The organism is Modestobacter sp. KNN46-3 (assembly GCF_011039295.1).
On the sequence record NZ_JAAKGN010000068.1, the window covers coordinates 1 to 23757 of the forward strand.

The following is a 23757-nucleotide window of genomic DNA, read 5'->3' on the forward strand; positions in this document are numbered from 1 at the left end:
CATGCCGCCGGAGATCTCGTGCGGATAGGCCGCGAAGGTCCGCTGCGGATCGGTGATGTCGACCCGGTCGAGCAGGTCCAGTGCACGCCCCTTGGCCTCGGCGCGGCTGATGCCGAGGGCCACCCGCCCGCGCTGCAGAGAACGGACCCATGACCGACACCGCCGCACCCACCGACACCTGCCTCACCGAGGCACTGGCGACCCTGACCCTGGAGCAGAAGGTCCAGCTCCTGACCGGCCGGAACTTCTGGAGCACCTGGCCGATCGAGGAGATCGGCCTGCGCCGCATCCTGGTCTCCGACGGCCCCTCCGGCGTCCGCGGTGAGGTCTGGGACGAGCGGGACCCTTCGCTGAACCTGCCCTCGGCCACCGCCCTGGCCTCGGCCTGGGACCCCGACATCGCCCGCCGCTACGGCGCCGCCGCCGCGGTCGAGGCCCGGCGCAAGGGCGTGGACGTCGTGCTCGGCCCGACCATCAACCTGCACCGGTCCCCGCTGGGCGGCCGGCACTTCGAGTGCTTCAGCGAGGACCCGGTGCTCACCGCCGAGCTTGCCGCCGCCTACGTCACCGGCGTGCAGGACAACGGCGTCGGCGCCACCCCCAAGCACTACGTGGCCAACGACTTCGAGACCGACCGCTTCACCGCCGACGTCCGGGCCGACGAGCGCACGCTGCGCGAGCTGTACCTGCTGGCGTTCGAGAAGGCGATCACCGAGGCGCGCGCCTGGCTGGTGATGAGCGCCTACAACTCGGTCAACGGCGCCACCGCCACCGAAAACGAGCTGCTGGAGACCCCGCTGAACAGCGAGTGGGGCTTCGACGGCGTGGTCATCAGCGACTGGACGGCGGTGCGCAGCCTGGACAGCGCCCGGGTCTCCCAGGACCTCGTCATGCCCGGCCCGGACGGCCCGTGGGGCCAGGCGCTGGTCGATGCGGTGCGCGCCGGCGAGATCGACGAGGCGATCGTGGATCGCAAGGTGCTGCGGATCCTCACTCTCGCGCAGCGGGTGGGTGCGCTCAAGGGCTCGGAGTCCCGCGAGCCGGTCCTGGTGGAGGACGGCGTGGCCCTGGCCCGTGAGGCGGCCGTCGAGGGCACCGTGCTGCTGGAGAACCGCAGTGTCTCCGGGAACCCAGAGCTGCCGTGGGACGCCGGCACGCTGCGGAAGGTGGCGGTCATCGGCAACAATGCCTCCGCCGCCCGCACCCAGGGCGGCGGCAGCGCCACCGTGCTGCCCGAGTACACCGTCTCCCCGCTGGAGGGGGTGCGCGCGGCGCTGCCGGGCGCCGAGGTCAGCTACTCCGTCGGCGCGGTGGTGCAGGACGGGCTGGTGGAGCTGCCGCTGGCGGAGATGACCAATCCGGTCACCGGCGAACCGGGGCTGCGGGCCCGCTTCCTGGACGCCAAGGGCACCGAGTTGTTCGGCGAGGACCGCCGCAAGAGCATGCTGGTCTACTTCGGCGGCGACGCCCCCATCGCCGACTCGGCGACCTACGAGCTGAGCACCCGGCTGACCCCGGCGCAGTCGCAGACGGTGCGGCTGGGCTTCGCGCTGATCGGCGCAGCCCAGCTCTACGTCGACGGCGAGCTGCTGGTGGAGTCCGACCTCCAGCCCAACGGCACCGATCTGGGCGCGGCGTTCATGAACCCGCTCACCGCCTCCGCGCAGGTCCAGCTGACCGCCGGCCGGCCGGTCGACGTCCGGCTGGTGCTCGACCTGACCGCCAAGGAGGGCATGGCCGCGCACGCCCTGTTCCTGCAGCTGGGGACCGAGCCGGCCGAGCTGGACGAGGACGCCCTCATCGCCGAGGCCGCGCAGGCCGCCGCCGTGGCCGACGTCGCGCTCGTCGTCGTCGGCACCAACTCGATCGTCGAGTCCGAGGGCTACGACCGGGAGTCGTTGTCCCTGCCCGGCCGGCAGGACGACCTGGTCCGCGCCGTCGTGGCCGCCAACCCCCGCACGGTGGTGCTGGTCAACGCCGGTGCTCCGGTCCTCATGCCGTGGCGGGACGATGTCGCAGCACTGCTGCTGGGCTGGTTCGGCGGTCAGGAGTTCGGCAACGCCGTCGCCGACGTGCTGCTCGGCGTCTCCGAGCCCGGCGGCCGGCTGCCCACCACCTGGCCCGCGGCCGAGGCCGACGTCCCCGTCCTGTCCTGCGCCCCGCTCGACGGGGTCGTGGAGTACAGCGAGGGCATCCACATCGGTTACCGCGCCTGGCTCAAGGCCGGCACCACGCCGGCCTACTGGATCGGCAGCGGCCAGGGCTACACCCAGATCGAACTCACCGGCGTCGAGGGACCGGCTTCCGCGCTGCCCGGCGAAGTCGTGACGCTGGACGTCGAGGTGGCCAACCGCGGCGAGCGCGACGGCAAGCAGGTCGTGCAGGTCTACGCCGAGAAGGCGGACTCGACGGTGGACCGCCCGGTGCGCTGGCTGGTCGGCTCCGCTCCGGTCCGCGTGCCGGCCGGGCAGATTGCGCGGGTCGACGTAGCCGTGCCCACCCGGTACCTGGCGTACTGGGCCGAGGGCTGGCAGTACGAGCTGGGCTCGTACCGGCTGCGGGTGGGCACCACCGCGGTCGACCTGCCGCTGGAGGCGACCCTCGAGGTCACCGCGTGACCCGGGGTCCCAACCCGCTGGTCCCCGGCTTCAACCCCGACCCCAGCATCGTCCTCGCCGACGACGCCTGGTACCTGGTCACCTCGACCTTCGAGTACCTGCCGGGCATCCCGGTGTACCGCAGCACCGACCTGGTCGAGTGGACCCAGGTCGGCAACGTGGCCACCCGCCCCGAGCAGCTGCTGATCGGCGAGGTGCCCACGGGCCTGGGCGTCTGGGCACCGACCATCCGGTACCGCGAGGGCACCTTCCACGTGATCGTCACCGTCCCCGGCAGCCCCAAGGGCTGCGCGGTCTACACCGCCACCGACCCGGCCGGGCCATGGGACGACGGCACCACGCTCGAGGGCGTCGACGGCATCGACCCGGACCTCGCCTGGGACGACGACGACACCGCCTACGTCACCTACTCCGGGCTGGTGCTGGCCGGCCCCGACCTCGGCAAGCACCGGGGAGTGCAGCAGGTGCGGGTCGATCTGACCGCGGGCAAGGCACTGGAGGAGCCGCGGGACCTGTGGTCGGGCACCGGGCTGAAGTTTCCGGAGGCACCGCACCTGCACCGCCGCGGGGACTGGTGGTACCTGGTCATCGCCGAGGGCGGCACCGAGCGCGGGCACGGCGTGGGCGTCGCGCGCGGCCGGTCCCCGGAGGGCCCCTTCGAGGGTCACCCGGCCAACCCGGTGCTCAGCGCCCGGAGCACGCCCCGGCCGATCCAGAACACCGGCCACGGCGACCTGATCCAGACCCCGGACGGCGGTACCGCGCTGGTGCTGTTGGGCATGCGGCCGCTCGGCGGCACGGTGGCGTTCTCGCCGCTGGGCCGGGAGACCTTCATCACCGACGTCGCCTGGGTCGATGGCTGGCCGCAGCCCGAGCCGGTGGAGCTGGCGCCCCGCGCCGAGGTCGAGGAGACGGTGTTCGACTTCGCCACCACCGATTTGAGCGATCCGGGCTGGCTCTCCGTCCGCAGGCTGCCGGCCGACGTCGCCATGGTCACCGGCGGCCGGTTGGCCATCACCGGCGACGACAGCACCCTCGCCGACACCCACCCCCGGTTCGTCGGCCGACGGCAGCGACACCTGACCTCGACCGTCGCCACCCGGGTCGACGTCTCCGCCGGCACCGGTGGGCTCGCCGCCCGCTACGACGAGCACTCCTGGTACGGCCTGGAGGCCCGCACCCACGGCGGCGGCAGCACCGTCACCGCCCGGGCTCGGGTCCCGGGCCTCGCCCAGGACTGGACGGCCACCCTGCCCGCCGGGGAGGTCGAGCTGCGGATCGAGACCCGGCCGCCGGCGCGCGGGTTCACCGTCGAAGCCATGGGCGGCGACCGCATCCGTCTGGTCGCCGCCGCCGGCGGCGGCGAGGTGCAGCTGACCGAGCTGGACGGCCGGTTCTGGACGGCGGAGACCTGCGCGTCCTTCACCGGCCGGGTGGTGGGCCTCTACGCCACCGAGGGGACGGCGACCTTCGCGGACTACCGCTACCGCGGCTCGGAAGAGGACACCCAGTACCGCCCCGGCGAGGTGGGCGCCGGCTGAGCCGGCGCCTCCCCGTCCTGCCCGCACCACCCCGAGGAGCTCGTACCCGCATGCGCCGGACCCCGTTCACCGCAGGCTGGCAGACCCGGCCGAAGGCCAACCCGTTCGCCGAGCTCACCGGCGGCGCCCCGCCCTGGGAGACGGTCACCCTCCCGCACGACGCCACGCTGGGGCGGCAGCGGGGGCCGGAGCACGGCGCGGCCTCCGGCTACACCCCCGGCGGCACGTACGAGTACCGGACGACGCTGGCGGCACCCGTGCAGTGGCGGGACCGCACGGTGCTGCTGGACTTCGAGGGCGTCTACCGTTCGGCGAGCGTCTACCTCAACGGCGCGCTGGTCGCGCAGCAGGCTGCGGGCTACACCGGTTTCGCCGTGCCGCTGGATGGCCACCTGCGGCCCGGTCAGGCCAACGAGATCCGCGTCGAGTGCCGGGCGCACGCCGACTCCCGCTGGTACGCGGGTGCCGGTGTCCACCGCCCGGTCCACCTCGTCGTCGGCCCGCTACTGCACATCGCCCTGGACGGCGTCCGGGTCACCACCCCGGACGTCGAAGGTGACCTGGCGCTGGTCGAGGTGGCGACGACCATCGAGAACGACGGCCGCGGACTGCGCACGGTCACCGTCGGCACGCAGCTGCGCGACGCCGCCGGCACCGTGGTGGGCACCGACCGGGTCCCGGTCAGCGTGCTGCCCGGTGAGCCCGCGGTCGTGCGCCAGCGGATCGCGGTGCGGGAACCGGCGCTGTGGGAACCGGACTCCCCCGCGCTGTACACCGCCGCCGTCGCGCTCGTCGACGGCGACGAGCGGATCGACGACGACACCGTCTCCTTCGGCATCCGCAGCGTCTCCGTCGACCCGCACCGTGGGCTGCGGATCAACGGGGAGCCGGTGCTGCTGCGCGGCGCCTGCATCCACTCCGACAACGGCGTGCTCGGCGCCGCCGCAATCGACCGCGCCGACGAGCGCCGGGTCGAGCTGCTCAAGCACGCGGGCTTCAACGCGCTGCGCAGCGCGCACAACCCGATGAGCCGGGCGATGCTCGAAGCCTGCGACCGGCTCGGCGTCCTGGTCATGGACGAGCTCACCGACGTCTGGACCCAGGGCAAGACCGACTTCGACGCCGCACTCACCTTCTCGCACGAGTGGGAGCGTGACCTGGCGGCGCTGGTCCGCAAGGACGTCAACCACCCCAGCGTGATCATGTACTCGATCGGCAACGAGATCCCCGAGGTGGGCCGGCCGGCCGGCGCGTTGTGGTCGCGGCGGCTGGCCGAGCGGGTGCGGGAGCTGGACCCCACCCGGCTGGTGACCAACGGCGTCAACGGCACGCTGAGCACCCCGTTCGATCCGGAGACGATGGCCCTGCCGTCCGCCGACGAGGTCGGGATCAACACGATGATGGCCACGATGGGCGATCTCATGACGTCCATCGCGGCGTCGGAGGCGGTGGGCAACGCGACCGCCGAGACCTTCGGGGTGCTGGACGTGGCCGGGATGAACTACATGGACTCCCGCTACGAGGCCGACCGCGAGCGCTATCCGAACCGGGTCATCGTCGGCAGCGAGACCTTCCCGGCGCAGATCGACCGGCTCTGGCGCCAGGTACAGGACCTGTCGCACGTCATCGGCGACTTCACCTGGACCGGGTGGGACTACCTCGGCGAGGCGGGCATCGGGCGGGTGTCCGACGCCGAGGACCCCGCCGCGGCGCAGTTGGCCGCGCCCTGGCCGTGGCTGGCCGCCTGGTGCGGCGACATCGACATCACCGGGCAGCGCCGGCCCGCGTCGTACTACCGGGAGATCGTCTTCCGCCTGCGCCGCGAGCCCTACCTCGCCGTCGAGCGTCCCGAGCGGCACGGCCGGGAGCAGGTGCTCTCCCCGTGGTCGTGGACCGACACCGTGGGCAGCTGGAGCTGGACCGGCGCGGAGGGCCGTCCGGTCACCGTCGAGGTCTACAGCGACGCCGACGAGGTGGAGCTGCTGCAGGACGGCCGGTCGCTGGGCACCGCCCCGGCTGGGCAGGAGTGCCGCTTCCGGGCCACCTTCCAGGTCACGTACACCCCCGGCGAACTGACCGCGGTGGCCCGCACGGGCGGCAAGGAGACCGGGCGCACCACCCTGCGGTCGGCGACCGGCCCCATGCACCTCACCGCGACCGCCGACCGGGACGTCATCCGCGCCGACGACACGGACCTGGCCTTCGTCGACCTGTCGATCACCGACGCCGCCGGCACCGTCGTCCTCGGCACCGACCGGGAGCTGACGGTCGCCGTCGCCGGGCCTGCCGTGCTGCAGGGCCTGGGCAGCGCCGCGCCGGGGACCGAGGAGTCCTACCTCGATGACGTGCACACCACCTTCGACGGCCGCGCGCTGGCCGTCGTCCGGCCCACCGGGTCCGGAGAGATCACCGTGACCGCGACCGCTCCCGGGTGTGCCCCGGTGACCGTCCGACTGGAGGCCCGATGAGCACCAACCGACGAACGGCGGTCTCCCCCGAGGGGATCCGCTTCCGCGACCTGGACGGCGACGGGGTGATGGCACCCTACGAGGACGCGCGGCTGTCGGCCGAGGAGCGGGTGGCCGACCTGGTCCCGCGGCTGTCGCTGGCCGAGAAGGCCGGCCTGCTGTTCCACACGATCATCGGCGTGGGCGACCCGGGCGCACACGACGTGCCGGCCGGGATCAGCCCCTACTCGCCCCGGGAGCTGGTCGGCGAACGGCTGATCAACCACCTCAACGTGCACGCGCTGCCCTCGCCGCGGGAGACGTCGCGCTGGGTGAACGCGGTGCAGGAGCTGGCCGAGCAGACCCCACACGGGATCCCGGTCACCTTCTCCACCGACCCGCGGCACTCGTTCACCGAGAACAGCGGCGTCTCCTTCGAGGCCGGGTCTCTGTCCCAGTGGCCCGAGGGCCTGGGCCTGGCCGCGATCGGCAGCGCCGAGCGGGTCCGCGAGTTCGCCGATGTGGTACGCCGCGAATACCTGGCGCTGGGGCTGCGGGCCGCGCTGCACCCGCAGGTCGACCTGGCGACCGAGCCGCGGTGGGGCCGCCAGGCGCAGGCCTTCGGGCAGGGCGCCGGAACCGCGTCGGCGTTCGTCGCCGCCTACCTGCAGGGCATGCAGGGCGAGCGGCTCGGGCCGGACAGCGTGGCCTGCACGACCAAGCACTTCCCCGGCGGGGGCCCGCAGCTCAACGGCGAGGACCCGCACTTCCCCTACGGCCGGGAGCAGGTGTACCCGGGCGGCCGGTTCGCCGAGCACCTGGAGCCGTTCCGCGCGGCGATCGCGGCCGGGACCAGCGGGATGATGCCGTACTACGGGATGCCCGTCGGGCTGCACCTGGACGGGGAGCCGGTCGAGGAGGTCGCGTTCAGCTTCAACCGGCGGATCATCACCGACCTGCTGCGCGAGGAGCTCGGCTACGACGGCGTCGTGCTCACCGACTGGGGCCTGCTCACCGACGTCGAGGTCTTCGGCAAGCCCCTCCCGGCCCGCGCCTGGGGCGTGGAGCACCTGTCCCCGCTGGAGCGAGCGGCCCGGATCCTGGACGCCGGCGCCGACCAGTTCGGTGGCGAGACGCGTACCGATCTGGTGCTGGAGCTGGTGACCAGCGGCCGGGTGGAGGAGGCGCGGATCGACGATGCGGTGCGCCGCCTGCTGCTGGTGAAGTTCTCCCTCGGCCTGTTCGACGACCCCTACGTCGACGAGGACGAGGCCGAGCGCGTGGTCGGGGCCGCGGAGTTCCGCGCCGCCGGGCACCGCGCGCAGGCCGAGTCGGTCACCGTGCTGGGCAACGACGCGGTCCTGCCGTTCCCGCCGGGCGGACGGCTCTACCTGGACGGCATCGACCCGGCGGTAGCAGCCGGGTACGGGGAGGTCGTCGACGACCCGGGCTCGGCCGATCTGGCCGTCGTCCGGCTGCAGGCACCGTTCGAGCCGCGGGACGAGTACTTCCTGGAGGCCATGTTCCACCAGGGGTCCCTGGACTTCCCCGCCGAGGTGGTCGAGCGCATCACCGCGCTGGTCGCCCGGGTGCCCATGGTCCTGGACGTCATGCTGGACCGGCCTGCCGTCCTCACCCCGTTCGACGGGGTGGTCGCCGCGCTCACCGCCACCTTCGGCACCTCCGACGCCGCACTGCTCGACGCGCTCACCGGCCGCATCGCCCCGTGCGGGCGGCTGCCGTTCGAGCTCCCCCGCTCCATGGACGCCGTGCGGGCCAGCCGCTCCGACGTGCCATCGGACACCGCCGATCCGCTGTACCCCCACGGGCACGGCTTCGATCTGCAGGGACACCCGGAGCAGTGACCGATTCGACCGTCACCGTCGTCCGGCTGCGGACCGCCGACGACGCCGGCCTCGTCGCCACCGCGAGTGCGCAGCCCCGGCTGTCCTGGTCGCTGGCCGCCGACCGGCCGGGCGTGCTGCAGCGCGGCTACGAGGTGCAGGTGGCCGCCGACCCGGGGTTCACCGACCCGAAGTCCAGCGGCGAGGTGCACTCCAACGTGGTCGTTGATCATGACTGGCCGGCTCCGCCGCTGGTCAGCCGCCAGGTGGCCTTTTGGCGAGTCCGCGTCCGGACCGACGCCGGGTGGACGGCGTGGAGCCGGCCCGCCCGCGTGGAGGCCGCGCTCCTGCTCGACGCCGACTGGACCGCCCGGCCGGTGACCGTGCCCAGTGACCGCGGGCGGGCCGAGGCAGGGCCGGTGCCGCTGGTCCGGCGGGAGTTCGAGCTGACGGCCGAGCCGGTGTCGGCGCGGCTGTACGTCACCGCGCTCGGCGTGCACCGGACCTCGCTGAACGACCGCTCGGTCGGCGACGAGCTGCTGGAGCCGGGCTGGACCAGCTACCCTGGCCGGCTGCTGTACGCGACGCACGACGTCACCGCCCTGCTGCAGGCCGGCCGCAATGTGCTCAGCGCCGCGGTCGGTGACGGCTGGTACCGCGGCAACCTCGGCTGGGAGGGCGTGCGCAACTTCTACGGCGACGCCTTGGCGCTCCTCGCCCAGCTGGAGGTGACCTGCGCCGACGGCAGCACGGTCATCGTCGGCACGGACGCGAGCTGGCGCGGCGGGTACGGCGCCGTCCGGGCTGCCGACCTCTACGACGGGTGCGATGTCGACCTGCGCGCGGAGCCGGCCGGCTGGCACTCCGCAGGCTTCGACGACACCGGCTGGGAGGCGGTGGACACCCTGCCCCTGCCGGAGGGGCTGGGTCAGCGCGCCCATCCGCCGGTGCGCGTGCTGGAGGTGATCGAGCCGGCGGTGACGCCGCTGCCCGACGGGATCCTGTCGGTGGATACCGGGCAGAACCTGACCGGCTGGCTGCGGCTGCGGGTGACCGGCCCGGCCGGTGCCCGGGTGACCGTACGGCATGCCGAGGTGCTGGATGAGCGGGGTCGGCTGATCACCACGCTGCTGCGCTCGGCCCGGGCCACCGACAGCTACGTGCTGGCCGGCGGCACCGTGGAGCTCGAGCCGGAGTTCACCTTCCACGGTTTCCGGTACGCCGAGATCGAGGCCGCACCGGAGGTGACCGTGGACCGGGTCGAGGTCGCCGTCGTCGCGAGCGACCTGCGGCGCACCGGCGAGTTCAGCTGCTCCGATCCCCGGGTGGACCAGCTGTTCTCCAACGTAATCTGGTCCCAGCGGGACAACTTCCTGTCCATCCCGACCGACTGCCCACAGCGGGACGAGCGGCTGGGGTGGACCGGCGACATCATGGCCTTCGCGCCGACCGCGGCGGCCAACTTCGACAGCCGGGCCTTCCTGGACAGCTGGCTCACCGATGTCGGCCTCGAACAGCGGCCCAGCGGTGGGGTGCCGATGGTGGTCCCCGACTGTCTAAGTTTCGAGTTCCCCGCGCCGCTGCCGAAGGCCGATGGAGCCGCGGGCTGGGCCGATGCGGCCACCGTCGTCCCCACCGCCCTGTTCCGCGCCGCCGGCTCACGCGACCTGCTGCGCCGCCACTTCCGGCTGATGCAGCGCTGGGTCGACTACGTCGCCGGGCTGCTGGGCGAGGACGGCACCTGGAGCGGGTACATGCAGCTCGGCGACTGGCTGGACCCCAACGCGCCGCCGGAGCAGCCGTTCCGGTCGATCACCGACTCCGACTACGTCGCGACCGCCTTCGTCGCGCACAGCGCCAGGCTGCTGGCCCAGGCCTGCCGGGAACTGGGGGCCGACGAGGGCGCACAGCGGTACGCCGCCCTGGGCGACCGGGTCGCGCGGGCGGCCTGGGGGAAGTGGGCCGAGCACGCCCGCACCACCCAGACCGGCTGCGCGCTGGCCATCGAGTTCGGTCTCGCCCCGGCCCAGGAGCGGGCCGGTGTCGGGGAGGCGCTGGCCGCGCTGGTGCGGGCCAACGGCGGCCGGGTCGGCACCGGCTTCCTCGGGACGCCGTTCGTGCTGCCCGCGCTGACGGCGACCGGCCACCTGGGGGCGGCCTACCAGCTGCTGCTGAACGAGGACTGCCCGGGCTGGCTCTACCAGGTCGGGCACGGTGCGACCACCACCTGGGAGCGCTGGGACGGCATCCTCCCCGACGGCACGGTGCACCCCGGCGACATGGCCGACGGGTCGGCGATGTCATCGTTCAACCACTATGCCTACGGGGCGGTGGCCTCCTGGCTCTACGAGTCCGTCGCCGGGCTCGCACCGGCCGCGCCCGGCTACCGCGAGATCCGGATCGCCCCCCAGCCCGGCGGTGGGCTCGCCCGGGCGTCGGCGGCCATCGAGACCGAGTACGGCCGGGCATCGGTGGGCTGGTCGCTCACCGGCCCGGTCCTGACCGTCGACGTCGAGCTGCCGCCGGGCACCACCGGCCGTTTCACCACCCCGGCCGGCTGGTCCTCCGCAGAACCGGTCGCCGAGCTCGGCTCCGGGCACCACTCGGTCGTCCTCACCCAGGGAGCAAATACGTGACCGGCCGCCTCACCGGTAGGACTGCCCTCGTGACCGGCGCCGCGGCCGGCATCGGCCGGGCCGTCGCCGACCGGTTCGTCGCCGAGGGAGCCCGGGTGGCCTCCGACCGGGACACTGCCGGTGCCCAGGCGGCGGCCACCGCCGCGACCGCCCGGGCGGTGCCGATGGACGTCACCGACGAGTCGGCTGTCGTGGCCGGCTTCGCCGCGCTCGCCGCCGACGGCTGGGTGCCCGACGTGGTCGTGGTCAACGCCGGGGTGCAGCTGTTCGGCCAGGACGCCGAGATCGCCGACCTCGACCTCGACGTGTGGCGCCGCACCCACGAGGTGAACCTGACCGGAGCGTTCCTGTCGATGAAGCATGCCGTTCGCGGGATGCTGACGATCGGCGGCGGGTCGATCGTGCTCACCGGCAGCCCGACCGCCGTGCGTGGCGAGGGGCGCGACTTCATTGCGTACGCCTCGTCCAAGGCCGGCATGCACGGGCTCGGTCGCACGGTCGCCGCCGCCTACGCCGACCGCAGCATCCGGGTCAACACGGTGGTGCCGCCCTACACCGAGACCGGCCTGGTCAGCACCATCGCGACCGACCCCGCCGCCCGGGCGGCCATCGTCGGGCGCATCCCGATGGGCCGGCCCGGCACCGTGGCCGACCTCGAGGGCGTCTACGTGTTCCTCGCCAGCGATGAGTCGACGTTCGCCACAGGGGGCACGTTCGCCGTGGACGGCGGGATGACAACGCTCTAAGCCACGACGAACTACCGGCCCGCGCGGTCGGCGGTCGCCATGAGTGGTCAACGACTGTCCCGCGCCGGGTCTGATGGAGCCTCCACTAAACCCGGGACAGGACGCCAGCAGCAGGAGCGGCGGGCGACCGGTGGCAGCTGGGTGGAACAGGGGCTCGTCTTCACCACCGAGATAGGCACTCCCCTGGAGCCGCGAAACGTCCTGCGCCGGTTCGAGCAACTCGCCCGAAGGGCGGGCTTGCCGGGGGTCAGCCTCCACACACTCCGGCACACCGCGGCCAGCCTGCTCCTGGCTGCGGGCACGCACACCAAGGTCATGCAGGAGCACCTGGGGCACTCGTCGTATGCGATCACCGCGGACCATCTACAGCCACGTCACGCCGGCACAGCAGCGAGAGGTCTTGCAGTCGACCCCCATCGGCCATGAGTACATCGAGATCGTCGAGCAGGCGTAACTGGCAGGTGTTGTCGAACCAGGCGAAGGGCGCAGTGACGGAGTCGCCGCGCTGGACGTGTCGGATTCCGAGCCGACCTCCGCGACCACGCCGATGAACACGTCGCCCATCGGAGTGCCCTGCTCAGCGGCGGGCATGGCGTGGCAGCGGTACAGGCCAGAGCCGCGGACACAGGCACGGACGACGCGGACCAGCGCGTCGGTTGACTGCTCGACCTTCGGATCGGGCGAGTTCTCCACGCGGACGTCGACGGCGCCGTCCATGACAGTTGCTCGCGCCATCCTGCGCCTTCCTGTTGGAGTCAGCGACGGACGGAGCTGCGTAACGGGCCGCGACGGCGCCCGACATGGCTGCGACGGGCTTCTCCAGCGTGAAGCGCACATAGAGGTGCAGTTCGGCGAGACCGTGCTGGTGCTGGGCATCGGACCGGTTGGCCGCATGGGGGTGTGGCCGGGGCCGCCCTGCGTGGCGCCGGACGGATCATCGCGATGGCTCGCGCCCTCGAACCGTAGAGCTCGCGCGTCGTTACGGCGCCACCGACGTCGTCGACTACGAGGAAGGGGACGTCGCTGCCCGTGCTGCCCCCTGACCGGCGGTGAGCCGGTCGACACCGTGTCGATCGCCAGCGGCGGTAGCGCCACCGACGCCTTCACGACCGCACTGACCGCGGCCAATTCGACAGGCCACGTGGCCTGTGTGGCCGACTCCTTCGACGATACCGTCACCGTGCCACTGGATTTGTCGGACTTCGGGGTGATGAAGAGTTCATCACCGGGGCGCCCGTCAACGACTGCCGCGATCACCTGGAATGCGGGCGTTCGTCGAGGACGTTCACGCGGTGGCGGCCGCGTCAGTCAGCGGTGTGCGGGTCCGCCTCGGGCACCAGGTTTTGCCGAACCGCCAGGATCGCCAGGTGCACGCGGTTGGGACTGCCGGTCCGCTCCATCAGGTTGGCCACGTGCGTCTTCACGGTCGTCACTCCGATGTGCAGGCGCGCGGCGATCTCCAGGTTGGTCAGTCCGAGCCCCAGGCAGCCGAGCGCGTCGCGTTCGCGCTCGGACAATTCCGGCAGCGCGGCGCTCAGCGGTGTGGCGCTCGTCCGGGAGCGGACGGCGCAGTCTATGAGGCGGCGCAGGACCTGGGGGCTGTAGGCGTTCTCCCCCGCTGCCGCCCGTCGAACGGCAGCGAGCAGGTCTTTCGGTGCCGCGTCCTTGGTGAGGAATCCGCAAGCCCCGGCCGCCAGCGCCGGATAGAGGTGATCGTCGTCATCGAAGGTGGTGACCACGCCGATTCGGCTCGTCGGTCGGGCCTGCAGAATCAGCTGCGTGGCGGTGGTGCCGCCCATGCCAGGCATCCGCAGGTCCATGAGGACGACGTCCGGGACGAACTCGTCGGCCAGCCGGACCGCCTCGCTGCCCGTCCGTGCCTCACCGACGACCTCGATGTCCGGCTGCGCCTCGCACAGCATCCGCAGGCCGGCCCGGATGAGGTCCTGGTCGTCGACCAATAGGACGCGGATCACCGGGGCGCGGACGCAGTCGCCGGAGACGGACGGTGCGCGTCGGCCGCCGTCGGCTCCTCGAGCGCGCGCACCAGCGAAGCACTCGCCGTGTCGCCGTCCAGTGGCAGCTCGACAGCCAGCCGCCAGCCGGAACCGACGGGACCGGCGGACACGGTGCCGCCGAGCAGGCCGACGCGCTCACCCAGCCCCGTGAGGCCGTGACCCGGCGGTGAGCCGAGGTAAGCCAACTCGGGTGCGTTGCCGGTACCTCCGCCACCGTCGTCGGTGACCAGGACGTGGACGGCACGGTCCCGGACGTCGACCTGGGCGACGGTGCGAGCGCCCGGTCGCGCATGCTTGGTGACGTTGGTCAGGCCTTCCTGAACGATGCGGAGCACCGTGAGCGCGCGGACGGCGTCGACCTGGGCGACGGCCGCATCGACAGTTCCCTCGACCGCGAGCCCCGCAGCCGAGGTGCGGTCGAAGACCGACTGCACCAGGACGGGAAGATCCGCAGGGTCGACCAGGTTCTGTGCCAGGGGCCGCCCGGCTGTGCACCGGCTGTCGGGTCACGCAGCACGGTGACCAGCTCACGCAGGTCACCCAGTGCGAGGGTCGCCGCTTCGTGGACCTCGTCGAGGACGGTGACCACCCGTGGATCGAGGTCGGAGATGACCTCGCGGGCGACGGCGGTCCGCAGTGCGATCGAGGCGACGTGGTGGCCCACCAGATCGTGCACCTCACGCGCAATGTCGGTCCGCTCCGCCAGTCGCACGGCGCGCTCGCTCTCGAGCCGCCGTTCCTCCGCCGCCCTTGCCGCGGCGCGCGACTGACGGAGGGTCTCGGCCACCGACCGCAGCAGTGCGCCGAGCAGCAGAGGCGCCACGACGACGAACGTGATGCGGTGCGCCAGGAGGTCCAACGACGCATCGTTGATCCCCAGGAGCCAGACGTACACGGCGGCCAGGGCGGTCGCACAGGCCAGCGCCAGCCGGGGCGGCCTGCGCACCGACACCTCGAACAGGGCCACCGTGGCCAGTATCTTCACCGGCATCGGCGGCGCGACCGCCCAGACCTCCGCGCCCGCCAGGAGAGCGGCTTGCGCTACCGCGACGGTGGCCGGCGCACGTGCGCCGAGCACGGTCAGCACGCCGGCGACCATGGCGAGCACCCAGTCCCGCTCCGTCGCAACGCTGCTGCCCGCCGTCAGGAGGCAGCCGACGCCGACCAGGGGACCCGCGAAGCGGACGGCCGCCCAGCGGCCGGTCACCAGGCGCTCCGAGCGGACGGGATTCACCGCACAAATTCTAGGCGTCCGACGACCGGCGCCCTCCTGCCAAAGGGGGACGCCGGCAGGTCGAAGACACGAGTGGGCCCGGCGCGCCGGCCGCAAGGTCCGGCTGCTCGGGTGAGGCTGGATCCGGATCTGTCGGAAACGTAGAAGGCCACTCCCCACCACGCCATTTCTCGACGGAGGCTCCGTGAGCACCCTGGGTGTTCCTCCAGGAGTTCGTCCGGGCACCGCTGCGCACCGCGTCGGTGATGCCGAGTTCCCGGGCCCTCGCCGCCCGCATGATCGAACCCCTCCAGCGGTCAGCCCGGGACGCGCAGGATCCCCCGGTCGTCGTCGAACTCGGCCCGGGCACGGGCTCCTTCACCGCCGCGCTGCACGACGCGAGGCCGGACATCTGCTACCTCGGCATCGAATTAAACGACACTGTGGCCGACCATCTGGCCACTCGGTTTCCCTGCATCGACCTGGTCCATGGGCCGGCGTCCTCCCTCTCCCGCGCCTTGGCCGACCGCGGCCTGGTCGGGGCCGATCTCGTGGTCAGCGGCCTCCCGTGGCAGGCCTTCGCCGGGTCCGCCGGCACCGACCTGGTCGCCGACATCGCCTCGAACCTAGCGCCGTCGGGCGCCTACATCCAGTTCACCTACAGCTGGAGCCGCTGGGCCCCGCCCGGCCGGCGGCAGCACCGGGAGCTCCAGCGGTTCTTCGGATACGTCGAGCTGTCGACCACGGTGTGGGGCAACCTGCCTCCGGCCGTCGTGTATACGGCCACCGAGCCCCGGTGGGTAGACGTCCCCGAGTCAGACACCCGATGAGCACCTGGCTCGGGGACGTGCCCGCGGCAGCCGCTCTCGCGCTGATCGCCGTGCTGCTCGTCGTGGAGGCGGGTCTCCTCGTCGGCGTGGTGATGCCCTCGGCGTCGCTGGTGCTCGGGCTGGGCGTGCTGGCGGGGGCAGGCTCGATCCCCGTTCCCGCCGCCGCGCTCATCGCCGCCGGGGCGACCGTTCTCGGCGCGGCTCTGGGACACCGCACAGCGGCCCGCCAAGGTGCACGCTCGCTCCTGCCGGGGTCGTGGGTGCTCGGCCGGCTTCTCCCCGCCTGGGCCGCATCGGTGGCCGACCGTCTGTGCGCGACGTGGGTCGAGGCCGTCGGCCGACGACCGGTCCGGACAGCGGTCACCGCCCAGTTCGTCGCCGGCGGCCGCACGCTGGCCCCCCGCATCATGGCGCAGGCCGGAGTGCCCCTGACCACCACGCTCCGCGGGACGCTGCCTGCCGCGCTCGTCTGGTCATCGTCGCTGGTCACGGCAGGAGCGCTCGCTGCGGCCGCCCTGCCGTACCTCCGCATCGCCTTCGCGGTGGTCGGCGTCCCGGTCGTCGTCGCCGCCACGCTGATCCTGGCCCGTCGTCGCGCGACACCGCCGTTCCCTCCGCGGGTTGCGCGGGCGCTGTCCGGCGTCGAGGCACTGCCTGCCGAGCGGACTGGGCGACATCGTCAGGCGGGGGGACCGCGGTCAACGACGACCACGGACGACCTCGTCGCCGCACCCCGGGCGGCGCTGCCCGGACGCGCCTGACAAACGGACTGCCGGCCGTTCATCCGCTGACCGTCTGAAAGAGTTGATGGCGGTCGCCGCGCACGCTCGAAGCTGCTCAGTTGCGTCTCGTCGAAGGTGCCACGTCCAGGCGCCCGAATCTGCGACACCTGTAAGGCCCCGTCGTCCCCGCGCCATCCAGAAGAGAGCACCCGACCTGACCACCTGGACGTCTGGCGTACCGCCGCCCCTCGAGGGAACGATGCGGCCGTGTTTGAGACCGTGCGCTCGGCAGTCCTCCACTGCTGACCGCCCCGTCCCGCCGGCGACTCCACCGGCAGCCCCGGCCTGCCTGCCAGGGCCGGGACGGCGGCATCGACGAGTCGGGGTGTGCTGTGGACGGCCTGCGCTACGTACTAGGGCCGGTGACCGGCCGGCCAGCCAGGGCGGTGACCACCTCGACGGCGGCGCCCCAGAACCGCTCGTAGTGGTACGGATCAGCGTTGCGCTGAGTCCGGTGCGCAGCGATCGTCGGCTGCAGCGCCTGCCAGTCGGGCACCCGCTGCAGCGCCTGGAAGAAGTTCGTAGCGCTCGTGGCGGGGTCCATCCGGTCGGCGTACGAGCCCCAGGCGCCGTTGGCCCGCTGCTGGAACAGCCCGCGGGAGTCGGGCCCGACGGCGTCACCGCGGTCGAGGACCCGCAGCGAGGACTCCCCCATCGCGGTCATCACACCGATCGTCTGCGCGCAGGTGTCCAGCCCCAGCGCCTGCCCGGCGTTGACGATCGAGGCCGCGTTGACCAGCTGCTCACCGCGGTACCCGGCGACCGGCCCGCCCGGCACGTCGGCCAGGTCGACCCGCACCCCGGGCTCGGCCACCGAGCACTCCGCCGAGCGCGAGCGCTCGGCGGACCCGTGGTCAACGACCAGGAAGATCACCCCGAGAAGCGACAGGGCAACCAGGGTGGACGCGAACCACGAGCGCCATGGCAGAACCACCCTCGCGCCGGCGTCTTCGCCACGACCCGCCAACCCGCACCCGCTTCCCTGCTCACCGTGCTCGACACCACTCCAACGCACGGAACGCCGATCCAGTCCCCTGCCCGGTGAAGCACGCAGCCCTCGATACACGAGCCAGTAGCTGCAGCCGCAAAGACCGAGAAGAAGCGACGCGCCGACCGCAGGACGGACGCCGGACAGGAGCTTCAGGCACGGCGGCAAGGACACGATCTTCGCCGTGCAGTCAGCTCTGCCGCTAGTGGGCGGAGGCGCCTGGAACATCGTCAACACGTTCATCACGAAAGAGACGGGAGTCGAAGGGGCGGCCGCATACCTGGAGCGGGTCGTCGAGGAGATCGCGGTGAGTCGCATCGGTCAGCCGGAGCACATCGGCAACGCCGTCGTCCTGCTCGCACTTGATGCCACCCGCTCTGGCACCGGCAGAGAGTTGTCCGTCGACGGTGGCCAGGGCCAGGTCAACGTCGGCCACAACTGGGTCCGCAGGGTAACGGCGGAGACGTCGAGCTCGGTACACGGGGTCCGGTTGAAGACCGCGTGGCCGTGGGCCGATGCTGCGCCAGGGGGTCGTGCCGATCCCGGCACTGACAGTGCCCCCCACCTGCCGTGTGACCGGAGCGCCGCCGGGGATGACTTCAACCGTCCGTGGTCGTGCCGGTGCGACGACGCCCGCACTCCTGGCCTCTCGGCGTCCCCGGTCCCTCGCGGACCCTCACCGACAGGAGCCACCGTGCCCGCGAACATCGGCTACGCCACCCCCGACGCCAGCAGCCCGCTCGCCCCGCTGAAGTTCGACCGTTCACCGGTCGGACCCGAGGACGTGCTGATCGACATCCGCTACTGCGGCGTCTGCCACTCCGACGTCCACCAGGCCCGCGACGAGTTCGACGGCGCCCTGGCCACCACCTTCCCCTGCATGCCCGGCCACGAGATCGTGGGCATCGTCGCCGAGACCGGCTCCGCCGTCACCCAGCACTCCATCGGCGACCGGGTCGGCGTGGGCTGCCTGGTCTATTGGGGCGCTGAGGACCAGCGCGGCGGCACCGACGAGCAGTACCAGAACCCACCGGCGGTCTTCACCTACAACGCACCCGACCCCCGAACCGGCGAGATGACCTTCGGCGGCTACTCCGACCAGATCGTGGTCAACGAGCACTTCGTCCTGCGCATCCCCGACTCCCTGCCGCTGGAGAAGGCCGCACCGCTGCTGTGCGCCGGGGTGACCACCTGGTCACCGCTGCGGCGCTGGAACGTCGGAACCGGCCAGGTGGTCGGTGTCGCCGGCGTCGGCGGCCTCGGTCACATGGCCATCCAGCTGGCCAAGGCACGCGGCGCCGAGAAGGTCATCGCCCTCACCACCACCCCGGACAAGAAGGACGAGATCCTGCGCCTCGGCGCCGACGAGGTCGTCGTGATGAGCGACGAGGAGGACGCCGAAGCACACGCCGCGTCCCTCGACTTCCTGCTCTCCACCATCCCGACGCCCTTCGACATGAACCCCTACGTGTCGATGGTGAGGACCGGCGGCACTCTCATCACGGTCGGCATGCTCGAGCCCACGCCACCCGCCGGGATCGACTTCGCCGAGGTGTCCACGCGGCGCATCACCGTCGGCGGGTCGCTGATCGGAAGCGTCGCCGAGACGCAGGAGGTACTCGACTTCTGCGCCGAGCACGGCATCACCGCCGACGTCCAGGTCATCCCAGTCCAGCAGAGCAACGAGGCCTACGACCAGATGGTGGCCAAGGACGTCCGCTTCCGTTTCGTCATCGACAACGCCACCCTGCGCACAGCGGGCGCCTGACCGCGACGAGGCACACCCAACCGTGACCAGGCGCATCTCGCCCCGGCCCGGCCACGCTGCGAAGGAGCCGGGCGACCGCGCTCCCTCGACAACGGTCCGCATCCAGCTGGCCATCGTCCTCGGGGCGGTGCTCGGGTCGGGCGCGAGCGTCACGGCCGGGACGGAGGCCCACGGTCCGTCCCGGTCGGCCCGAGACGCTGGCGTCGCGGCGGTGCTGGCGTTCGGCGACGTGGGAGCCCTGTCGGTCGCTGTGGCCGGCGGAGCGCCCCGCCGGATCCTGGGGACGACGGCCGACGCCATCGGTCGAGCGCAGGCCCTGACACCGCAGGCCACCGCTCCCCTCACCCCGAGGAAGCTCGGGAGCGGACGAGCAACAGCACCATCGTGAGGTCACCGCGCTCGGGCGTGCGGGCGACGGAACCAGGCCGGCACTGAACCCGGCCGTCACCATCCTCGACTCGTGCTGCCCCATGCCGTCTGTGACGCTGAACCGATCACGAACTAGCGTCATCCGTGGGTCCTGTCTGCGGATGACATCGCGGGGTTGCGCTGGACCCCTGTGAGCCACGACGCACCGGCAGGCGCTCGCCTACAAGCAGCCCTTCACCACCACGCCATCCCCGTTCCAATGGAGGAGTACGTGAGCAGCACCATGCGTGCCTACGTGAGCACTGACGCCGCCCCCCTGATCCTGACCAACCGGCCAGTCCCGGCACCCGGCCCCGACGAGGTGCTGGTCCGAACTCGTGCGGCATCGCTCAACAACGCCGACCTCACCGCCTCCGGCGACGGGAACATCGCAGGCTTCGAGTTCGCCGGAGAGGTGGTGGAGGTCGGCTCGGACGCACCCGCGCACCTCCGCGGCGCCCGCGTGATGGGCATCGCGGCCGGCGCCTTCGCAGAGGTCGTGGTCGCTCACCACCGGCACGTCGTCGTCATGCCGGAAGCCCTTCCGTTCGACGAGGCGGCCACTCTGCCCACCGCGTTGGCCACCGAGCACGGCGCTCTCACACTCGGCTCCGTGGGACCCGCGACGTCTGTGCTGGTCACAGCCGCGAGCTCTGGCCTCGGCCTGATCGGGGTGCAGGTCGCCAAGGCCCTCGGAGCCGCGACCGTCGTGGCCACCACCCGCTCGCCGGGCAAGCGCCCCCTCCTCGAGCGGGTCGGCGCCGACGCCATCGTCGTCACCTCTCGCGAGGATCTGGCTGCCGGCACGAGGGATGCCACGGGCGGCGACGGCGCCGACGTGGTCCTCGACCACGTCGGCGGGGACCACCTGGCCGACGCCCTCGAAGCGGCGTGCGATGGCGGTGAGGTGATCAGCGTCGGGCGCCTCGGCGGCGCCCGAGCCAGCATCGACCTGTTCGTTCTCGCCCGCCGCCATGTCAGGCTGCGCTCCGTCTCCTACGGTGTGACCCCACCGTCGGTGCTGGGGGACCTGTTCGACGCCCTGGCGCCGGTGGTCCTCCCCGCCGTCACCGACGGGCGGATCCGCGCCATCATCGACCGCTCCTACGACTTCGACGAGGCCCATGCGGCCCTCGAGCGGCTCGCCTCCGGTCAAGCCGAGGGCAAGGTCGTGCTCCACCTTGGCTGACGTGGCGGACAGCTGCCGCGTGGCGCCCGGCGACGGTCCTCCGGGCGTTGGAGCAGTCGTCGCGGTCGGCCTGGTCTGAGGCGGAGGTTGCGTTGTCAGATCGGATGACGGCGGATCCGATGCTCTCGGAGGCGTAGATCCCGACGCGCAGGTGGTCCCTCCCCAGCCCGCCGGCGGGGGCGGTGCAGCGGACGAGGGCCCAGTCGCGGCCGGACGACAGGACCAGGCCGGTGCTGCCCAGCAGGTCAGTCCACCGACGCGTTGACAGGGCCGCGGTAGCCGCACGCGGGCTCCGTCGTCCCTGAGGGAGGCACTGGCTGTCCCTGGAACGGCTCGTACTGCCACGCGAACGCCACGGCGCGTTCGCTGGTCCTCGCCCCGGCTCCTGCCGTTCGCACCGACCCCGGTCGGGTCGACGCGCGGGAGCCCGAGCCTCCGTCCGACGACGCTAGGAGAGCATGACGACCGACGACCCGGAACGTCGCCCCGCCGTTCCGACGCGCGCCGGAGCACTGTGGGGCGCCGGCCTCGCGCTGGTGCTCGTGGCCACCGGCGGTCTCATCCTCGTCGACCGCGACCGCGACTCCCGCGCACAGGCGGGGGCAGCGGCCCCGACGTCGGCCCGGGCTGAGCCGGCGCAGCCTTCGTCGCCCGTGGAAGGGTCGGCGCCCGGCAACCCCTTCACCAACAGGGTCCGCACGTAGTTCGTGCCCGTGCGGACGGGACGCTCCCTCATGGGCTCGACGGACGACGCCACTCGGGCCGACGGCACCGAGAAGCCGCAGCACGAGGTGACCATCAGCAGACCGTCCCACCTGGGCCGCTCCGAGGTGACGCAGCAGCAGTGGAAAGCCGTCATGGGCTCCACCCCCTACTCGCTCGACCGCTCGAACCCGTACTACGACCTGCCCGGCATGGCTGAACGGATCACCGGCCGGATCACCCCGCGACGGTGTCGTAGGACGACGCGCAGACCTTCTTCGACCGCCTCAACGCGCTGGAGGACGGCAGTCGCTACCGCCTGCCCACCGACGCCGAGTAGGAGTACGCCGCATGCGCGGGAACAACCACCGCCGACTCCTTCGGCGACGACCAGGGTGATCTCAACCGTCACGCCTGGTACGGCGAGGACTTTTCCTCGGGCGGCACCCATCCGGTCGGGAGCAAGCTGCCGAATCCGTGAGGGTTGTACGACGGGCACGGGAACGCGTGGGAGTGGGTTCAGGACTTCTTCGACCCGGCCTACTACCCCGTCAGCCCGTCCGTCGACCCGACCGGCCCCGACCGGGGAACCGAGCGCGTGGTGCGCGGCGGCAGCTGGCACGTCACGGCGGACGACTGGCGCAGCGCCTTCCGACGCGGCTGCGCGCCCGACTACCGAGGTATCAGCATCGGCTTCCGCCTGGTGCGGACGGCCGACCAGCCCGAGACCGGAACTGACTGAGCGGGCGCCCTCGCTACGCCCGTGGATCCGGTGACCGGAAGGCGACCGGAGGAGCGGAGTTCAGGATCGGCGTCATGGCGTCGTTCCAGATCGTCGCCGGTCGGCCGCCGCCGAAGCCGCCGACGTTCTCGTTCTCCTTGGGGTTGAGCACCATCACACTGGCGGCGTACTCCGGTGTGTAGCCCACGAACGTGGCGGAGAAGTTGTCCTGGCTGGTCCCGGTCTTACCGGCGATCTGGTGACCGGGCACGTACGCTCCCGCACCAGTCTGCCCAGGGTATTCCGGCTCGACGTCCCGGCGGAGGATCTGGTTCAACGTGTCCGCAACGCGCGCCGGGACGGCGGAGTCCACGCAGTCGTCCGACGTGTCGATCCTGGTCCCGTCGGGGAGCGTCGCCGGCGCACCGTTCGGGTCGGTGATCGCCGTGACCGGGATGGGGTCGCATTGGGTGCCGTTGGCGGCGAGCGTCGAGTAGGCACTGGCCAGGTCCAGGGGACTGGTGGCTTCGGCACCGAAGGTGTACGAGCCACGGTTCTCGTCGATGATCTGTTGGGCCGGGGTCTGGTTCGCCTGGTCGAAGTTCATGCCCATCCGCTCGGCCATGCGCACCGGTCCCTCGACGCTGCCCAGCGCGTCTTCCAGCGCCAGGAAATAGGTGTTCGAGGAACGGATCAGCGCGCCCTCCAAGTCCAGCGTCGTCGGTTGCCCGCCGGAGTTGCTGACGTCGTACGGGTCGCGGCCGTCGCGGTAGACGCGGGAGACGTAGGTATGGAGTTGACCCGCTTGCGTGGACACCTCGTTCCTGCGGTCTGAGGCTCAGGCCGCGGTGGTGAGAGTGTGCCGTGCCTCGAAGGCCGCCGGCGCGATCTGGCCGAGGGCCGAGTGGCGTCGGCGCGGGTTGTAGAAGGTCTCGAGGTAGTCGAAGACGGCGAGCTTGGCCTCGCGTCGGGTCGCGAACCGGCCGCCGGGCTGCTGGTCGAACAGCTCGCACTCCAGCGTGGCGAACACGCTCTCGGCCAGGGCGTTATCGAAGCAGTCCGCGACGCTGCCCATGCTTGCCAGTGCGCCGTGGCGGCGAAGCTCCCGCTCCAGGGCGTGCGAGCTGTACTCCCCGCCGCGGTCGCTGTGATGGATTACGCCGGGCACCCGGCCGCCGCGGCGGTGCACCGCCATCGTCACGGCATCGACGACCAGATCGGTCTTGCGGTGGGAGGCCATCGACCAGCCGATCACCATCCGACTGAACACGTCGGTCACGCAGGCCAGGTAGAGCCAGCCCTGCAC

At 72.2% G+C, this 23757-nt stretch carries 21 protein-coding genes; 13 read left to right on the forward strand and 8 right to left on the reverse strand.

Features of this window, described 5'->3' with window-relative positions:
• Positions 1-149 precede the first annotated feature (149 nt).
• Genes G5C62_RS14985 through G5C62_RS15015 form a run of 7 tightly spaced genes read left to right on the forward strand, consistent with a single transcriptional unit; the run spans position 150 to position 12258 of the window.
• Complete coding sequence (locus G5C62_RS14985; RefSeq protein ID WP_036335495.1) at positions 150-2618, forward strand: beta-glucosidase; 2469 nt, start codon at positions 150-152, stop codon at positions 2616-2618.
• Positions 2615-4159, forward strand: a complete 1545-nt coding sequence (locus tag G5C62_RS14990; protein ID WP_164701623.1) for a glycoside hydrolase family 43 protein — start codon at positions 2615-2617, stop codon at positions 4157-4159. Before G5C62_RS14985 ends, G5C62_RS14990 begins: the two co-directional genes overlap by 4 nt.
• Before the next feature lie 50 nt (positions 4160-4209).
• A complete protein-coding gene (locus tag G5C62_RS14995) occupies positions 4210-6627 on the forward strand; it encodes a glycoside hydrolase family 2 TIM barrel-domain containing protein (RefSeq protein WP_164701624.1) in 2418 nt (805 codons plus the stop codon).
• The gene (locus G5C62_RS15000; RefSeq protein WP_164701625.1) at positions 6624-8471 is read left to right on the forward strand and encodes a glycoside hydrolase family 3 protein; all 1848 of its coding nucleotides are present in this window, start codon (positions 6624-6626) and stop codon (positions 8469-8471) included. Before G5C62_RS14995 ends, G5C62_RS15000 begins: the two co-directional genes overlap by 4 nt.
• Positions 8468-11086, forward strand: a complete 2619-nt coding sequence (locus G5C62_RS15005) for an alpha-L-rhamnosidase (RefSeq protein ID WP_164701626.1) — start codon at positions 8468-8470, stop codon at positions 11084-11086. The genes G5C62_RS15000 and G5C62_RS15005 overlap by 4 nt, the downstream gene beginning before the upstream one ends.
• Entirely contained in the window at positions 11083-11832 is a 750-nt protein-coding gene (locus G5C62_RS15010; RefSeq protein WP_164701627.1) for an SDR family NAD(P)-dependent oxidoreductase, read from the forward strand. The genes G5C62_RS15005 and G5C62_RS15010 overlap by 4 nt, the downstream gene beginning before the upstream one ends.
• A 39-nt stretch (positions 11833-11871) precedes the next feature.
• Positions 11872-12258 (forward strand): tyrosine-type recombinase/integrase, encoded by a 387-nt coding sequence (locus G5C62_RS15015; RefSeq protein ID WP_206330660.1) that lies wholly within the window; start codon positions 11872-11874, stop codon positions 12256-12258.
• Here the strand turns inward: G5C62_RS15015 and G5C62_RS15020 are convergent.
• The 4 genes from G5C62_RS15020 to G5C62_RS15035 form a co-directional block, all read right to left on the reverse strand.
• Positions 12196-12549 carry a hypothetical protein gene (locus G5C62_RS15020; RefSeq protein ID WP_156119113.1) on the reverse strand — a complete coding sequence of 118 codons (354 nt, stop codon included), beginning with the start codon at positions 12547-12549 and terminating at the stop codon, positions 12196-12198. The genes G5C62_RS15015 and G5C62_RS15020 overlap by 63 nt on opposite strands.
• A gap of 587 nt (positions 12550-13136) precedes the next feature.
• Positions 13137-13793 carry a response regulator transcription factor gene (locus tag G5C62_RS15025; protein WP_241175914.1) on the reverse strand — a complete coding sequence of 219 codons (657 nt, stop codon included), beginning with the start codon at positions 13791-13793 and terminating at the stop codon, positions 13137-13139.
• 11 nt (positions 13794-13804) lie between these two features.
• On the reverse strand, positions 13805-14185 hold the full coding sequence (locus G5C62_RS15030; RefSeq protein WP_164701630.1) for a hypothetical protein: 381 nt from the start codon (positions 14183-14185) through the stop codon (positions 13805-13807).
• A complete protein-coding gene (locus tag G5C62_RS15035) occupies positions 14158-15084 on the reverse strand; it encodes a histidine kinase (protein WP_164701631.1) in 927 nt (308 codons plus the stop codon). The genes G5C62_RS15030 and G5C62_RS15035 overlap by 28 nt, the downstream gene beginning before the upstream one ends.
• Before the next feature lie 197 nt (positions 15085-15281).
• Here G5C62_RS15035 and G5C62_RS15040 point away from each other — a divergent pair, with 197 nt between their 5' ends.
• Positions 15282-15893 (forward strand): class I SAM-dependent methyltransferase, encoded by a 612-nt coding sequence (locus G5C62_RS15040; protein WP_206330661.1) that lies wholly within the window; start codon positions 15282-15284, stop codon positions 15891-15893.
• Complete coding sequence (locus tag G5C62_RS15045; protein WP_164701632.1) at positions 15890-16654, forward strand: hypothetical protein; 765 nt, start codon at positions 15890-15892, stop codon at positions 16652-16654. The genes G5C62_RS15040 and G5C62_RS15045 overlap by 4 nt, the downstream gene beginning before the upstream one ends.
• 367 nt (positions 16655-17021) lie before the next feature.
• On the opposite strand, the gene G5C62_RS15050 is transcribed toward G5C62_RS15045, so the two are convergent.
• Together G5C62_RS15050 and G5C62_RS28135 are read right to left on the reverse strand one after the other, a co-directional pair.
• Positions 17022-17549, reverse strand: coding sequence for a hypothetical protein (locus tag G5C62_RS15050; RefSeq protein WP_052091092.1), 528 nt, complete (start codon positions 17547-17549; stop codon positions 17022-17024).
• A gap of 316 nt (positions 17550-17865) precedes the next feature.
• Positions 17866-18099: a hypothetical protein gene (locus tag G5C62_RS28135; protein WP_241175915.1), complete on the reverse strand. Its 234-nt coding sequence runs from the start codon at positions 18097-18099 to the stop codon at positions 17866-17868.
• A 258-nt stretch (positions 18100-18357) separates the two neighbouring features.
• On the opposite strand from G5C62_RS28135, the gene G5C62_RS15055 reads away from it, so the two are divergent.
• The 4 genes from G5C62_RS15055 to G5C62_RS15075 all read left to right on the forward strand — a co-directional run bounded on the left by G5C62_RS15055 (position 18358) and on the right by G5C62_RS15075 (position 22472).
• A complete protein-coding gene (locus G5C62_RS15055; protein ID WP_241175916.1) occupies positions 18358-19431 on the forward strand; it encodes an NAD(P)-dependent alcohol dehydrogenase in 1074 nt (357 codons plus the stop codon).
• A 559-nt stretch (positions 19432-19990) separates the two neighbouring features.
• A complete protein-coding gene (locus G5C62_RS15060; RefSeq protein WP_164701634.1) occupies positions 19991-21028 on the forward strand; it encodes a zinc-binding dehydrogenase in 1038 nt (345 codons plus the stop codon).
• Positions 21029-21486: 458 nt separating this feature from the next.
• Positions 21487-21732, forward strand: coding sequence for a hypothetical protein (locus tag G5C62_RS15065; protein ID WP_156119115.1), 246 nt, complete (start codon positions 21487-21489; stop codon positions 21730-21732).
• Between the two features lie 482 nt (positions 21733-22214).
• Entirely contained in the window at positions 22215-22472 is a 258-nt protein-coding gene (locus G5C62_RS15075; RefSeq protein ID WP_052091094.1) for an SUMF1/EgtB/PvdO family nonheme iron enzyme, read from the forward strand.
• 13 nt (positions 22473-22485) lie between these two features.
• On the opposite strand, the gene G5C62_RS15080 is transcribed toward G5C62_RS15075, so the two are convergent.
• Both G5C62_RS15080 and G5C62_RS15085 read right to left on the reverse strand, forming a co-directional pair.
• Entirely contained in the window at positions 22486-23268 is a 783-nt protein-coding gene (locus G5C62_RS15080) for a penicillin-binding transpeptidase domain-containing protein (protein ID WP_164701635.1), read from the reverse strand.
• 21 nt (positions 23269-23289) lie between these two features.
• On the reverse strand, positions 23290-23757 hold a 468-nt coding region (locus tag G5C62_RS15085), incomplete at its 5' end, for a DDE-type integrase/transposase/recombinase (protein ID WP_206330662.1).

Coding starts and splice junctions, on each gene's coding strand:
- G5C62_RS14985 (WP_036335495.1), top strand. CDS start 150: ATGACCGACACCGCCGCACCCACCGACACCTGCCTCACCGAGGCACTG.
- G5C62_RS14995 (WP_164701624.1), top strand. CDS start 4,210: ATGCGCCGGACCCCGTTCACCGCAGGCTGGCAGACCCGGCCGAAGGCC.
- G5C62_RS15000 (WP_164701625.1), top strand. CDS start 6,624: ATGAGCACCAACCGACGAACGGCGGTCTCCCCCGAGGGGATCCGCTTC.
- G5C62_RS15015 (WP_206330660.1), top strand. CDS start 11,872: ATGAGTGGTCAACGACTGTCCCGCGCCGGGTCTGATGGAGCCTCCACT.
- G5C62_RS15020 (WP_156119113.1), bottom strand. CDS start 12,549: ATGGACGGCGCCGTCGACGTCCGCGTGGAGAACTCGCCCGATCCGAAG.
- G5C62_RS15045 (WP_164701632.1), top strand. CDS start 15,890: ATGAGCACCTGGCTCGGGGACGTGCCCGCGGCAGCCGCTCTCGCGCTG.
- G5C62_RS15065 (WP_156119115.1), top strand. CDS start 21,487: ATGACGACCGACGACCCGGAACGTCGCCCCGCCGTTCCGACGCGCGCC.